This window comes from Mycobacterium gordonae, from assembly GCF_017086405.1.
In the GTDB taxonomy this organism is placed as follows: Bacteria; Actinomycetota; Actinomycetes; order Mycobacteriales; family Mycobacteriaceae; genus Mycobacterium; species Mycobacterium gordonae_D.
The window spans coordinates 4,001,289-4,016,088 of the sequence record NZ_CP070973.1; the positions used below are offsets into that span (position 1 = coordinate 4,001,289).

11 protein-coding genes are annotated in these 14,800 nt (G+C 65.6%); 6 read left to right on the forward strand and 5 right to left on the reverse strand.

The window, feature by feature from the left end; all coding sequences use genetic code 11:
• The first annotated feature begins 258 nt into the window (after positions 1–258).
• The 5 genes from JX552_RS17030 to JX552_RS17050 all read left to right on the forward strand — a co-directional run bounded on the left by JX552_RS17030 (position 259) and on the right by JX552_RS17050 (position 7,392).
• Positions 259–1,923, forward strand: coding sequence for a PecA family PE domain-processing aspartic protease (locus JX552_RS17030; RefSeq protein WP_205873223.1), 1,665 nt, complete (start codon positions 259–261; stop codon positions 1,921–1,923).
• A 66-nt stretch (positions 1,924–1,989) separates the two neighbouring features.
• A complete protein-coding gene (locus JX552_RS17035; RefSeq protein WP_205873224.1) occupies positions 1,990–3,138 on the forward strand; it encodes an AAA family ATPase in 1,149 nt (382 codons plus the stop codon).
• A 61-nt stretch (positions 3,139–3,199) separates the two neighbouring features.
• Positions 3,200–3,808, forward strand: coding sequence for a TetR family transcriptional regulator (locus JX552_RS17040; RefSeq protein WP_205873225.1), 609 nt, complete (start codon positions 3,200–3,202; stop codon positions 3,806–3,808).
• Between the two features lie 243 nt (positions 3,809–4,051).
• On the forward strand, positions 4,052–4,480 hold the full coding sequence (locus JX552_RS17045; protein WP_205878504.1) for an MmpS family transport accessory protein: 429 nt from the start codon (positions 4,052–4,054) through the stop codon (positions 4,478–4,480).
• Positions 4,477–7,392 carry an MMPL/RND family transporter gene (locus JX552_RS17050; RefSeq protein WP_205873226.1) on the forward strand — a complete coding sequence of 972 codons (2,916 nt, stop codon included), beginning with the start codon at positions 4,477–4,479 and terminating at the stop codon, positions 7,390–7,392. Before JX552_RS17045 ends, JX552_RS17050 begins: the two co-directional genes overlap by 4 nt.
• A gap of 20 nt (positions 7,393–7,412) precedes the next feature.
• Here JX552_RS17050 and JX552_RS17055 read toward each other — a convergent pair whose 3' ends face one another.
• A complete protein-coding gene (locus tag JX552_RS17055; protein ID WP_205873227.1) occupies positions 7,413–8,279 on the reverse strand; it encodes a hypothetical protein in 867 nt (288 codons plus the stop codon).
• 205 nt (positions 8,280–8,484) lie between these two features.
• Here JX552_RS17055 and JX552_RS17060 point away from each other — a divergent pair, with 205 nt between their 5' ends.
• Positions 8,485–10,728 carry a molybdopterin-containing oxidoreductase family protein gene (locus JX552_RS17060; protein WP_205873228.1) on the forward strand — a complete coding sequence of 748 codons (2,244 nt, stop codon included), beginning with the start codon at positions 8,485–8,487 and terminating at the stop codon, positions 10,726–10,728.
• Here JX552_RS17060 and JX552_RS17065 read toward each other — a convergent pair.
• From JX552_RS17065 to JX552_RS17080, 4 genes are all read right to left on the reverse strand, one after another.
• Positions 10,641–11,159 carry a cupin domain-containing protein gene (locus JX552_RS17065; protein ID WP_241010599.1) on the reverse strand — a complete coding sequence of 173 codons (519 nt, stop codon included), beginning with the start codon at positions 11,157–11,159 and terminating at the stop codon, positions 10,641–10,643. The genes JX552_RS17060 and JX552_RS17065 overlap by 88 nt on opposite strands.
• A gap of 24 nt (positions 11,160–11,183) precedes the next feature.
• Complete coding sequence (gene hchA / locus JX552_RS17070; protein WP_205878506.1) at positions 11,184–12,056, reverse strand: glyoxalase III HchA; 873 nt, start codon at positions 12,054–12,056, stop codon at positions 11,184–11,186.
• A gap of 67 nt (positions 12,057–12,123) precedes the next feature.
• A complete protein-coding gene (locus tag JX552_RS17075) occupies positions 12,124–13,779 on the reverse strand; it encodes a tetratricopeptide repeat protein (protein ID WP_205873229.1) in 1,656 nt (551 codons plus the stop codon).
• Complete coding sequence (locus JX552_RS17080) at positions 13,776–14,795, reverse strand: zinc-dependent alcohol dehydrogenase family protein (RefSeq protein WP_205873230.1); 1,020 nt, start codon at positions 14,793–14,795, stop codon at positions 13,776–13,778. Before JX552_RS17080 ends, JX552_RS17075 begins: the two co-directional genes overlap by 4 nt.
• Positions 14,796–14,800 lie beyond the last annotated feature (5 nt).

A 14,800-nucleotide genomic window follows, 5' to 3' on the forward strand; every position in this document is an offset into this window, starting at 1 on the left:
CGCGTCGCGCTACGGCGGCGGTGGTCGGCGGTGGTCAGCGGTGGTCGGCACCGAGATTGCCGCTACGGTCGCGGGTGGCCGACAGCGCACAACCACCACCGCCATGTCGCGGGACAAACTGTGTCCACGCTGCGGAAGCGACTCATCCGTGTGAGTATTCGATGTGATGACGAACCGGTGTGCCAAAAGCCCGGAAGGCTGGCGGGGAAGTCGATACGCTGGGGCGCACATACCGGTGACTGACGTTTAGGGGGCGACGTGTCGTTTCTAGCCGTGGCTCCCGATTGGGTCACGTCGGCGGCGGCCGACTTGGAGCACATCGGTTCGGCGCTGAGTGCGGCCAATGCGGCGGCCGCCCTACCGACCACGGGTCTCGCGGCCGCGGCGGCCGACGAGGTCTCGACCGCAATCGCTACGCTGTTCGCCGGCTTCGGCCAGGAGTATCAGGCGCTGAACAGGCAGCTCGGCGCATTTCAGCAGCAGTTCGTGTTGTCGCTCGGTAATTCGGCCGGCGCGTATGCGAGTGCCGAAGCGACGGCCGCGTCCGTGCTCGACCCCGTTTTCGGCATCATCAATGCGCCCACCCAGCTGCTGTTGGGACGACCGCTGATCGGCGACGGCGCGGCGGGCACGGCGGCGGCGCCTAACGGCGGAGCCGGCGGCTTGCTGTACGGCAACGGCGGCAATGGGTTCTCGCAGACTCTGGCCGGAGCAGCCGGCGGGTCAGGCGGCTCGGCCGGGCTGATCGGTAACGGCGGCGCGGGAGGCACTGGCGGGACTGGCGCCGTTGGTGGGGCCGGCGGCAATGGCGGCTGGTTGTTCGGCAATGGGGGTTGGGGCGGCGCGGGCGGTGCGAACATGGCGGGTACCGGCGGAAACGGCGGAACCGGCGGTGTCTCCTACTTACTGGGTACCGGAGGCAACGGCGGTGCCGGGGGGCTTGGAAATAGTCCAACGTTGCCGCTCGGCTACGGCGGCACCGGCGGCCACGGTGGCGCTATTTGGGGCGGTCAGGGCTTCAGCGGTGCCGGCTGGGACGGCAGGACCATCTCCATGCCGACCGTCATGACCACCGAGCCGGTGGTCAATCTCTCGGTCAACGGCTACGGCAGCGGCCCGATCCTGGTCGACACGGGATCCGCCGGCCTGGTCATGCAGATCAAAGACATCGGCGGGCTACCAGGGCTTCTCAAGCTGGGCATCCCGCACGGGATCAACATCAGCGGCTACAGCGGCGGCCTGACCTACATCTTTGCCAGCTACCCCACCTCCGTGGACTTCGGCAACGGCATCGTCAGTGCGCCTTCGGCCGTGAACGTCGTGCTGTTCTCGATTCCGACATCACCGTTCGCGATTTCGGCCTACTTCACCGAGTTCTTGAAGAACCCGTTCGTCACCCCCTTCGACGCCTACTTCGCGTCAGCCGGTGTGGACGGCGTCTGGGGTCTCGGCCCGAACGCCGTGGGCCCGGGCCCCAGCATCCCGAACCAGTACCTGCCAGGCGACCTCAGCCAAGGGGCACTGATTGATATGAAGGGCGGGACGCTCGAATTCGGTCCGAACCCGGGACCGGTCAACTTCTCGATGACAGGCTCTCCGATCACCACCCTGTGGGTACAGGTCGGCGCCAATCCCGTAGTAGCCGTACCGTCGATCGTCGATTCCGGGGGCGTGTATGGAACCATGCCTTCATCGGTGATCGGTGGCGCCGGCAGCCTGCCAGCAAATACCGAGATCGTCGTGTACGCGAACCAAGCGATGACGCAAGAGTTGTATCGTTACAACACCAACGATTACCGCCCAACGGTAATAACATCAGGGCTAATGAACACCGGATACCTGCCCTTCTATCTCCAACCGATGTACACCAGCTACAGCCCCGGCGGCGTCGGCACCACTGTTGTTAACCAACCACCCCCATAATCTGCGGATTCCGTTTCGCGACCGCTAATTCCACCCCTGTCACCCCCCGCCGCTAGAGTCGGCCCCATGCTGCAGACGATCGCCGTACGCGGCTACCGCTCGCTGCGCGACATCGTGCTGCCCGTGGGCCCGCTGTCCGTGGTCACCGGGGCCAACGGCACCGGCAAGTCGTCGGTCTATCGCGCACTGCGCCTGCTGGCCGATTGCGGGCGCGGCGAAGTCATCGGGTCGCTGGCCCGGGAGGGTGGGCTGGAGTCGGTGCTATGGGCCGGTCCGGAGCAATTGGGCGGAGCCCGCAAACAGGGAAAAGCCCAGGGCACCGCCCGTACCCGTCCTCTGTCGCTCGAACTCGGTTTCGCCGCAGACGATTTCGGCTATCTTGTCGATCTAGGGATACCGCAGATGGCCGGTTACCGCTCCGCCTTCTCCCGCGACCCGGAGATCAAGCGGGAGGCGATTTTCGCCGGTCCGATCCTGCGGCGCGCCACCACCCTGGTGCGCCGAACGCGCGACTTCGCGGAAGTCAGCGGCGATTCCGGATTCGACGAGCTGTGCCGGACGCTACCGGCCTACCGCAGTGTGCTCACGGAATACGCTCACCCACAAGCACTCCCAGAACTCGCGGCCGTGCGCGAACGACTCCGCGGTTGGCGGTTCTATGACGGCTTCCGGGTCGATGCCGCTGCGCCGGCCCGGCAACCGCAAGTGGGCACCCGCACTCCCGTCCTCTCCGACGACGGCAGCGACCTGGCTGCGGCCATTCAGACGATCATCGAGGCAGGATTCGACGATCTGAGCCGGATCGTCGCCGACGCGTTCGACGGCGCCACCCTCGACGTCGACGTCAGCAATGGCCTTTTCGATCTCCAACTACAGCAGCGTGGCATGCTCCGCCCGCTACGCGCGGCCGAATTGTCTGACGGCACACTGCGATTCCTCTTATGGGCCGCAGCGCTGCTCAGCCCGCAACCGCCCTCGTTGATGGTGCTCAACGAACCGGAGACCTCGCTGCACCCCAGCCTCGTCGGCCCGTTGGCGGCGCTGATCCGGGTCGCCGCCGAGCACACCCAGGTTGTGGTGGTGACCCATTCGGATTCGCTGCGAGAGCTCCTCGACGGCGCGACGGAGATCGAGCTGTACAAGGATTTCGGCGAGACGCGAATCACCGGACAGAGTTTGCTGACGACGCCGCCGTGGGACTGGGGCAAACGTTGACCCGAGGTGGGCTGCACCTCGATTTGCGTGCAAAGTCTGCAGTCTGTGCAAACATGTGCACATGGCGAATCACATGGGCCTGCGCGAGCGTCGTCGCCGCCAGACCAGCGCGGACATCCGCGGAGCCGCCGTGCGCCTGGCGCAGGCACGGGGTTGGGACAAGGTCACCATCGAGGAGATCTGCGTTCAGGCGGGCATCTCGACCCGCACGTTCTTCAACTACTTCCCGAACAAGGAGGCGGCCATCGCCTATGGCCCCTCCGATCTGCCGGCCGAACTGGCCGATGAGTTCGTCGCCGCCGGCCCCGCGCCTTACTCGGTGGTCCTGGCGGATCTGATCACGCTGGCCGCGCACCATCTACGCGACATGCCCCCGCAACGCGAGCAGGCCGTGTGCATGCTCGACCTGGCCCAAACCACGCCCGCCGTGCTGGCGGCTTTCCTCGCCGAGCTGGAGCGATTTCAGAGCCAGCTCACCGAGATCGTCGCCAAACGCCAAGGCATGCCGCCCGACGACGAGATCCCGGCACTTATCTCCGCCTTGGCGTTGACGGCCGTGCGTTCGGGAATCGAGCGCTGGTCCAGCGGCAAACCCGAGGACGCCGACGACACGCCGATGCCCTACGTCGAGCGGGCCGCCGCCCTGGTCAACAGCATCTTCACCAAGTGAACGGCGTGACCGAAGACACATGAACTTGCATGATCTGCAAAAAGTGCAGATCATGTATCCATGGTCCGGCGGCGGAACTCGGCTATGCCTCGGTGTATCGGGATATCCGCCCACGTCAGGTCGGGCCGTTTTGGGCTGCAAGACGCACGGCCGAGCCGACTCAGGTTCAGACCTTCTGCAGCGCAACGCAACTCGAATCAACAGATCGGATCGCCGAGCCGGGAAGGGATCGCGTAGGTGCAGATGGCGAAGTTGGTGCGGAACGCCTGGTTGCCGCTGTTGATCGTGGCCGTCGTGGCGATCGGCGGATTCACCGTGCACCGGGTCAAGTCATTCTTCACCGCGGAGAACGCGGACACGTTGACCAGCCCGAAGGTCGACGACTCGAAACCGTTCAAGCCCAAGGTCGTCAAGTACGAGATCTTCGGGTCGGCGGCCCGCGCCAACGTGAACTACCTGGACCTCAGTGCGGAGCCACGTCGCCTCGACGACGCGCCGCTGCCCTGGACCCTGGTCTTGAGCACCACCGCCCCCTCAGTGTTTCCCAACATCTCGGCGCAGAGCGACGGCGACTACCTCGGCTGCCGCATCACCGTCGACGACGAAGTCAAGGACGAGAAAATTTCCAACGGCGTGCACGCACTGACCTCCTGCCTGGTGAAATCAGCATGAGCACCGCGCTCGAAGACAGACGGCCGGACAACACCGACACCGCTCCTATCCCCCGACACGCGGCGCGTCCTGCGATTCCGCGCTTCCTGCGGAAATTCGCGGTGCCCGTCATCATCGGCTGGATCGCGCTGATCGCCGTCCTTAACACGGTGGTCCCGCAGCTCGACGAGGTCGGCAAGATGCGCTCTGTCTCGATGAGCCCGGATGACGCGCAGTCAGTGATCGCGACCAAGCGGGTCGGCGAGGTGTTCAAGGAGTACAAGTCCAACAGCTCGGTGATGATCGTGCTGGAGGGCCAAAACGCGCTCGGCGCCGACGCACACGCGTATTACGACCAGATAGTCCGCAAGCTCGAGGCGGACAAACAGCATGTCGAGCACGTCCAGGACTTCTGGAGCGACCCGCTTACCGGGGCCGGCGCCCAGAGCAGCGACGGCAAGGCCGCCTACGTGCAGGTCTATCTCGTCGGGAACATGGGTGAGACCAAGGCCAACGACTCGGTCGAGGCTGTCCAGCACATCGTCGACAGCGTCAAGCCGCCCAATGGGGTCAAGGCGTACGTCACCGGTCCCTCGGCCCTGGAAGCCGACCAACACCTGGCCGGTGATCGCAGTTTGCAACTGATTACGGCGGCGACCTTCGTCGTGATCATCGCGATGCTGCTGATGGTCTACCGGTCGATCGTCACGGTGCTGCTCACCCTCGGCATGGTGGTTTTCGAGCTGGCCGCCGCCCGAGGCGTGGTGGCCTTCCTCGGCTACCACCAAATCATCGGACTCTCCACGTTCGCCACAAACCTGTTGGTCACGTTGGCCATCGCGGCCGCGACCGACTACGCGATCTTCCTCATCGGTCGATATCAGGAAGCCAGGGCGGTCGGCGAATCGCGCGAAGACGCGTACTACACCATGTTCCACGGCACGGCGCACGTCGTGCTGGGGTCGGGCATGACCATCGCCGGCGCCACCTTCTGCCTGCACTTCACCAACCTGCCCTACTTCCAGACCCTCGGCGTCCCGCTGGCCATCGGCATGGTCGTGGTGGTCCTCGCCGCCCTGACTCTCGGGCCCGCGGTCATCGCGGTGGCCTCGCGCTTCCGCCAGACTCTGGAACCCAAGCGCGCCCAGCGAATTCGCGGCTGGCGCAAGATCGGCGCCGCCGTCGTGCGCTGGCCCGGCCCGATTCTGGTGATGACGATCGGGATCGCGCTGGTCGGCCTGCTGACGCTACCGGGGTACCGGACCAACTACAACGACCGCAACTACCTGCCCGCGGACCTGCCGGCCAACGCCGGCTATGCGGCCGCCGACCGGCATTTCTCGAAGGCCCGGATGAATCCCGAGTTGCTGATGATCGAAAGCGATCACGACCTGCGCAACTCCGCCGACTTCCTGGTCATCGACAAGATCGCGAAGGCGATCTTCCGGGTGCCCGGAATCAGTCGGGTGCAAGCCATCACCCGTCCCGAGGGCAAGCCGATCGAGCACACCTCGATCCCGTTCCAGATCAGCATGCAGGGCGTCTCCCAGGAGATGACCCAGAAGTATCAAGAAGACCAGATCGCCGACATGCTCAAGCAATCCGACGAGATGCAGACGACCATCAACAGCATGGAGCAGATGCAGAGCATCACCACGCAGATGGCCGCCGACATGCACGTGATGGTCGGCAAGATGCATGCGATGACCATCGACGTCGCCGAACTACGCGACCACATGGCCGATTTCGAAGACTTCTTCCGGCCGATCCGCTCTTACTTCTATTGGGAGAAGCACTGCTACGACATTCCGGTGTGCTTCTCGTTGCGGTCGGTCTTCGATGCCCTGGACGGTGTCGACACCATGACCGACGACATCCAGAGCCTGATGCCGGTGATGGATCACCTCGACACGCTGATGCCGAAGATGGTGGCACTGATGCCCGAGATGATCCAGAACATGAAGAACATGAAGACGATGATGCTGACCATGTATTCGACCCAGAAGGGTCTGCTGGAGCAGCAACAGCGGGCGCAGCGCGATTCCTCGGCCATGGGGCGTGCGTTCGACGCGTCCAGGAACGACGACTCGTTCTACCTGCCGCCGGAGACGTTCGACAACCCCGAGTTCAAGAAGGGCATGAAGAACTTCATCTCCCCCGACGGCCACGCCGTGCGGTTCATCGTCAGCCATGACGGCGATCCGATGTCCGCAGAAGGCATTTCGCACATCGACGCGATCAAGAAAGCCACCTATGAGGCCCTGAAGGGCACCCCGATGGAGGGCTCCAAGATCCTCCTCGGCGGCACCGCGGCCACCTTCAAGGACATGCAGGAAGGCAGCAACTACGACCTGCTGATCGCCGGAATCGCCTCAATGTGCCTGATTTTCATCATCATGCTGATCCTGACCCGGAGCGTGGTGGCTTCGGCGGTGATCGTGGGCACGGTATTGCTTTCTCTCGGTGCATCTTTCGGGCTTTCGGTGCTCATCTGGCAACACCTGATAGGCATCGAACTGCACTGGATGGTGCTCGCGATGTCGGTCATCATCCTGCTGGCCGTCGGCGCGGACTACAACCTGCTGCTGGTGTCCCGGTTCAAGGAGGAGATCCACGCCGGCCTGAACACCGGCATCATCCGAGCCATGGGCGGGACCGGGTCGGTGGTCACCTCGGCGGGACTGGTGTTCGCCTTCACGATGATGACGATGGCGGTCAGCGAGCTCATCGTGATCGGCCAGGTGGGCACGACCATCGGCTTGGGTCTGCTGTTCGACACGCTGGTGGTCCGGTCACTGATGACACCGTCGATCGCCGCACTGCTGGGCAAGTGGTTCTGGTGGCCGCAACGCGTGCGGCAGCGACCGAAGCCGTCACCGTGGCCGAAGCCGAGCGAGGACGCTGCCAAAACGGATACGCTGACCACGGCCTGACGCGCGAGTGGCGACAGGATTCAGCCCACGACGTCAAAAACCGCCGCGGCCGACGTGACCGCCTTGTCGGTATTGCCCTCGTCGTGCAGCAACATGCGCACGCCGACCCGTCCAGACCTGCCGGCATGCGCGGTGCCCTCGACCCGGAACGGTCCCACCTTGCCGCGGGACATGAACATCACATGCCAGCTGACGACCTGCAGCCGGCGCGTCCCGGCGAGCTCGGCGGCGAGATCGGTCGCCGCGGTCTCCAGCACGACGTGTTGCGGCCCGATGTGCAGGGCCGCGTCCGGTGAGGCGTATTCGGCACTCAACGCGGGCAACATCCAATGCCCGTCCGCGCGCTTGGCGGCGCCGAAAGCGCCCCACAACGGCGGCAGGTCGGGCGAATCCTCGACGACCAGCTCGGTGCCCGAAACATCCATCCGGTCAAGGCCTTCCGGCGGTACGCCGATGATCGCGCCCTGGCCCTCGTTGAAGGCGATCACCCGATCCGGGTTGTCGGCGTCGACGATCTTGCACCGTCCGTAGCCCATCATGCGGCCCTGGTGGACGATGCCCGAATCCACGATCTCGATTCGCCTGACGTCGTAACCGGGATCGACGATCTGCACCGAGGCGATCACCGGGTTCGGCACCGCCACCATGTCGGTCTGACAGCCCTCCGGCGACGAGATCGCAAGCGGAGCAACCATGATGCCGCCCGCCTCGTTGCGCATGTCGCGGCGAATCGTCACCGTGTTGTCGGCTTCGCCGAGGTTCATCGACGAGTGGTTGCGCCCGATGTAGCGGTAGCTGAGCAGACCCGTCCAGCGCCGGTACAGCTCGTCACGGTAGGCGTCGGCATCGCCGAGCAACTCGCGGATGTCTCGCGGTTTGCCGGTCATTTGGCGCCCTGCTCTGACACGGTGTGCGCGGCGTCAGCTCGAACGGGATCGGCCCGCTTGAACAGCGTCCGAAGATGGGCCGACGTCCTGGCGCGCCAGTCACCCATTTCCGCGATACGCGCATCGATCATCTTGGACGGTGAAACGGCCACCTAGTCCCCCATCAGAGCTATACAAATATGGACAAGAGTGTAACGCTCGGAGCATGGGACAACCCGCGGGGGACGCTCAGACGGTGTTCACCTTCTGCCGCTACTGTCTGGCATCCTGCGGTATCGAGGTCCACGTCGAGGGCAACCGAGTGATCAAGATCTCGGCTGACAAGCATAACCCGCACAGTTGGCGTGACTTCTGCGCGAAGGGCCGCAATGCCGCCGAACTGGTCGAACATCCGCGCCGGATTGTGTCTCCGATGCGGCGGGTGGGCGATCGCTATGTCCAATCGACCTGGGACGAGGCGATGTCGGACATCGCCGCGCGGATGACGGCGTTGATCGAGGCCGACGGGCCCGATGCCGTTGGGGCCTACTACGGCAATCCGGCCGGATACTCGGCGTCCAATCTCATGTTCCTGAACGGTTGGCTGGATGCTTTGGGCACCCAGAACCGTTACGCGGTGGGATCGGTGGACCAGAATGCGGTGCACTTCGTCGCGGAGGCGATGTACGGGTCGTCGATCATGGTGCCCGTCTCCGACATCGACCACTGCGACTACTTCCTCCTGGTCGGCGCCAATCCAGCGGTGAGCGCCTGGAACTGGCTGGAAAGCGCACCCGGCGGGTGGCAGCGCGCACTGACGCGGCAGCGGCGGGGCGCCAGGATCGTCGTGGTCGATCCGCTGCGCACCGAATCCGCCGACAAAGCCGACATCCATATCGCGGTGCGCCCGGGCCAGGACTGGGCACTGCTGCTGGCGATGGTCAAGGTCATCATCGACGAAGGCCTCGAACACCGAACGGATTGCGCGCACTTGACTACCGGGATGACGGCACTTCGGGAGCTAGTCGCCGAAGCCCAGCTGGACGACCTGGCCCGCCGATGTGATGTACCCCGCCGGCAGATCGAAATCACCGCGAGGGACTTCGCCACCGCGCCAGCCGCCATGGTGGTGACGCGGACCGGAGTCTCGCTGCACCTGACCGGAACGGTAGGCGAATGGCTCGGCCAGGTGCTCAATGTCATCACCGGACGCATGGACCGCCCTGGCGGCCGGCGCTTCGAACCCGGCTATCTGGACGCGTTGAAGCTGGCGGGCGCCATCAAGCCGTCCGATCACCGCAGCCGGGTCACCGGCCGCCCGATGGTGGCCGGCGCCCATGCGTTGAGCGAGCTGCCTGCCCAGATCACCACACCCGGCCCCGGACAGATTCGCGCTCTGCTCATCGATGCCGGCAACCCCGTGGTGTCGGGTCCGCACGGTTCCGCCCTCGATCAGGCCCTGTCACAGCTCGACCTGCTGGTGGTCATCGACATGGTGCAGCGCGAAAGCCACCGCCATGCGCACTGGTTGCTCCCCAGCGTGCACTGGCTGGAACGCGACGACCTGCTCGCGCTGACCAGCAATCTGCACGACGAGCCGTACGTGCACTACGGCCGGCGCGCCGTCGAACCGCCCGAGGGATCGCGCGAGGCATGGCGGATATTCGTCGACCTGACCGTTGCCATGGATCGGCCGCTGTTCGGGGTGAAGGGCGTCAACGCGTTCATCAGGACCAGTCGCCGGCTGGCCCGCGTCACCCGACGCCCGGCACTGGAATTCTCCCCGCGCTGGATCAACCGGCTGCTGATCGCGATGTCACGAAAAGTCAACGGCCACAAGCTCAAATGGCGTGACGTGGTGGCCAGCGAGCACGGCATGGTGCTGGGCCCCCGGGAATACGGCCACTTCGCCCGCGCGCTGCGCACCCCCGACAAGCGGGTGCACATCGCGCCCGCGGCCCTGGTCGCCCGCGCCCGCGAGCTGCTCGCCGCACCGCCACCCGAGGCACCTGACGGCTACCCGTTCCAGCTCGGCAACCGCCGCCACCGGCATTCGATGAACTCGTTTCTGAACGACCTGCCGGGCCTGCACCCCGGCGGGAAGGGCAGCGCCGTGCTCATCCACCCTGCCGACGCGGCCGATCGCGGCATCGGCGAGGGCGACCAGGTGCGGGTGCACTCCCCCGTCGGCGCGGTGCAGGTGCGGGCTTCGCTGAGCGACCGGCCCCGGCGCGGGCTCCTCATCATGGCTCACGGCTGGGGGTCGCGGGTCTTCGACCCGCGGGGCGCGGCGGCACCACACGTCTTCGGAGTGAACCGCAACCTGCTGATCGACGGCGAACCCGTGGATCCGCTATCCCAGACTCCGGCGCTGAGTTCCAGCTACGTGGCGGTCGAGCTGGTCTCCGCGGACACCCCGACCGACATGACCGAGAGCCGACACCCGTCCGGTCCGGTCCGCCAGGCGTGATCGACGCCGGTGACGACGGCCGCGTCGCCGACCTGCAACGGATGCGCCCCGTCGCCCAGGACCAGTTCGACTGATCCGGACAACACGAGGTCGAGATCCACGGTGTCGGTGTGGTGCATCGAAAACGCTACGCCTGGGCCGTAATCGATCAACTTCCAGTTGACGGAGCTGGGCGGGACCCCGAGGTCGAGCGCGTCGGCGGCCCGCCCCCCGGGGGAGATCGCGGGGGCAGACGGCGTCGCGTAGAGCACGGCGAACAGGATGCCCTCGTACCCCGGAAAACCATTCAGCGTGACCGGGCCGTCCTGCGCCGCGCACGACCGGCCGGCGGCGTCGATGCCGGTGATCAGCAGCCGTCCACCGGGGGCGGAGAGTGGGCCTTGCGTCCCGTCCGGCAGCGAGACGAAATTGCGCGCTGACTCCTCTGTCATGCGCAGAACATTAGAGCAGTACAGTCACCGAACCGCTTCCAGCAGAGCATCGGCGGCGATGCGGCCGAGCTCGTTCGCGGCCAGCGGGCTGTCACCAGTAATGAGCTTTCGGTCTTGGTGCGTCTTGCCGGTCATGTCGTCGTTGCAGATACGCAGCCCCTGCTTGCCCAACTCCTCCGCGACGAGCCATGTCAATCGTCCTGGCAGGTAACCGATTTCGATGTTCGCACCGGCGTCGAGCGCATCGGGGAAAACACATACCGAGTAATCCTTGAAGGGCGATTCCTGGTTGTCCTGCGCGGCCGCCAGCAATGCGGCGGGGCCGTGACACAACGTGACGATGAACTTGTCGTTCTTCAGCGCCCACCCCAGCGTCTGGCCCACCGCGAGACTCTCGGGCAGGCCGACCATCGCGCCGTGACCACCGGGGATGAACACGGCGAGGTAGTCCGAATCCGGACCGAGCGCATCTGCAACCACATCGGACAGTTTCAGGGGCCGCTTCAGCTTCGGCTTAAGCGCTTCGTAGGTGCCCAGCACGGCCTCGTCCTCGCTCGGCATCGCCCACAACTCCAACTTGACCGGATAACCGGCGACCGTCGCGACGTCGACCTCGAAACCCGTCTCGATCAGGTGATGCAGCGGCAGCAGTGTCTCGACGGGATGGTTGCCGGTGGAGAACATCGTGCCGTTCTCCAACAGCACGTAGCGCTCTTCGGCCGCGATCATCAGCACCTTCCACCGCCCGCCGGTGTAGGCCTTCGGGTGCTGCACGCCGTCGAAATCGGTCTTCGGTTGGGTGTACTCACTCAACGAATAGGGCGAGGGAAAGAACGCATTATCCTCGGCGCTGTCGGGTGTGGGGTCTTTACTCAGCTGGTCGGCATCGGTAGGCATCGATGAGAACTGCCCCGGCAGCGCCACCGGCAAACGTCAACTGCGCGAAACCATGGTGAGTTCCACTTCAGTCGTCGCAGCAGGACACGACGTCGAGTCGGCACGCACAGGACGCCTGAATCCGCACATCGGCACGCGCGGCGGCCAGGCCGAGCTGCCGGCCGACGATGGTCGCCTCGGAGGAACGCCCGAGCCGTCGCAGACACTCGTGATAGCCATGCAGGCTCCATACGTTGCCCGGGTGCTGGCAACACCGCGCCAGCGTCGGGTCCAGACCGAGGTCGGCGGCGTACACCGCGGCGGCCTCTTCGACGCGGCCCTGCTCTAGCAGCAGCGCTCCGTAGGCATGCCGGGTGGGTTGCATCCAGCCCCACGGCTCGTCGTAGGGCAACCCGTCGTCGAGCTGCACTGCGCGTCGCAGATGTTCGAAGGCTTCGTCGAAAGATCCTTCGCGGTAGGCGATTTCACCATCGAGCAGGGCTTCGGCGACCTTGAGAATGTCACGGCTGGTGTTGTTGAACACGTACCGAGATTCCGGGATCCGCGCATAGGCGTCGGCGAAGGCGGCGCGCTCGGCGTGCGCCCGGGAGAGCTGCCCGGTGGCCGCAAACGCGACACCGCGCCCGTAGTGCACGGTCGTCGCGGTGGTGCAGTAGAGGTCTGGGTCATCCGGCAGTGGTTGAGCAATCAGTTCGTCCCACCGACCGAATCGCACCAGCACGTGGGTTCGCAACGGAACGAACGCCTCCAGCCAGTCGGCCATCGGCGGAGACTGGATCCGCAACAACTCAGGCGTCAGCTGCGCGGCCAGCTCGTCGGCGGCACCCAACGCGATCTGCGACTGGCCTTGAAACATCGCCGAGTACACGATGAAGTGCAGGTCGTGCGCACGGTAAAGCGAGTAGAAATTCAGTGGACCCTCGCGCTCAACGAAATGCCGATCTGCCTGTACCGCAGCACTATTCGCCAAGACCGCGCTGCGGTAGTCGCCGCACAATACGTCGATGTGGCTCGGCATGTGCTGCAGGTGACCCGCGTCGGGAACCAGGCCACGCAGCAGGTCCGCCGCCGGTAGGGCCACCTCGGGCGTCGGCGACATTTCCATGGTGTGCAGGTAGAGATGAAGGATGCCCGGGTGGGTACGCCCCTGCGGGCGGGCCAGCGCGTGCTCGAGGATCCGCCGGGCTTCCCGCACGCGCGAGCCCTCGGCGGGCGCGCCGGTGGTGGTGTCCCACAGCGCCCAGGCCGTGACATTGACCAGCGCGTCGGCGGCCAGGGCTTGCACGTCGATGTCGTCGGGATGGGCCGCGGCCAGCGCCGCCATCGCATCGGCGTAGGCAAGGCGCCCTGCGTCGAGGTCGTGGGACGGGAAGCGGGCTTGCAAAGCGGTGACCAACCCGCGTTCGACGGCACTGGCGCGGCCCTGACTGGCATTCGCGAGTTCCGCACGGGCACGCGACAGGGAAGACTCCAGCTCAACCGGGTCGAAGGCTTCCCAAGCCTTGTTGTAGTTGGGCCCGACCGAATAGGCGATCCCCCACCGTGCGATGGCCAGATCGGGATCGTGTTGCAAGGCGCGCTCGAAGCAGCGGACCGCCTCCTCGTGGTTGAAGGCATAGGCCCACACCAGGCCGCGGTCGAACCAGAGCTGTGCCTGCGGAGCGACGGTCTCGACCCGGCGGTGGTAGCTGCCGAGGTCGAAGTACCGCTGCTCGGGGGTCACGGGATGGTGAGGGCGATCTTGCCGACATGTGCGCCGGCCCGCATCACCCGCAGCGCTTCATCGAGCTTTTCCCAGCCGAAGACGTGACTGATGTGCGGTTTTATTTCAGACTCGGCGATCACCTGGCACACTTCTCGGTGAGTGCGCACGCTGCCGACCGTGATCCCGATGATGCGCAGGTTGTTCAGCATCACTTCGCCGACCGCGATGGGCGTCATGTCGAATCCACTGAGTACACCGATCACCGCGATCGTTCCGGCCATCCGGGTCGAGTGCAGCGACTGCGCCAGGGTGGCGGGTCCCCCGAGTTCCACAACGAGGTTGGCGCCGCGGCCGTCGGTAAGCCGCTTCACCTCCGCGTCCCACCCCGGGGTGGTGCGGTAGTTGATGAGATGCGTTGCGCCCAAAGCGGACCCGATCTTGAGCTTGTCGTCCGACGACGACGTCAGGATGGTGGTGGCTCCCAGCGCGGCAGCCAGTTGCACGGCGAACAGCGACACCCCACCGGTGCCCTGCGTCACCACCACGTCGCCCGCACCGATACTGGCCTCCGTCAGGGCGGCCCAGGCCGTCACCGCCGCGCACGGGATCGTGGCGGCCTCGACGTCGCTGAGATGTTCGGGTGTCGGGACCACACCGGTGGCCTCGGCGACGCGGTATTGCTGGAACCACCCGTCGCAGCTGTCGCCCGGCAATTCGCGCTTGTTCTCCGGTGTCGGCGGACCGTCCTGCCACCCGGGGTTGAAGGCGCCCATCACCCGCTGCCCGACACGCAGGTCTGCGACGTCGGCGCCGACGGCGACCACCTCGCCCGCTCCGTCGCTCATCGGCACCCGTGGCCAGGGCCCGGGTAGCAGACCCATCAGGTTGACGTTGTCGTGGAAGTTCAGGCTCGAGGCGTTGACCTTGACCAACACCTGTCCCGATCCGGGTTCGGGGACGGGGCGTTCCACGGCGACCGGTGCTATGCCGGGTCCGTTCATCACCATGGCCTGCTGACGGTCGGGGATACCCATGGCCG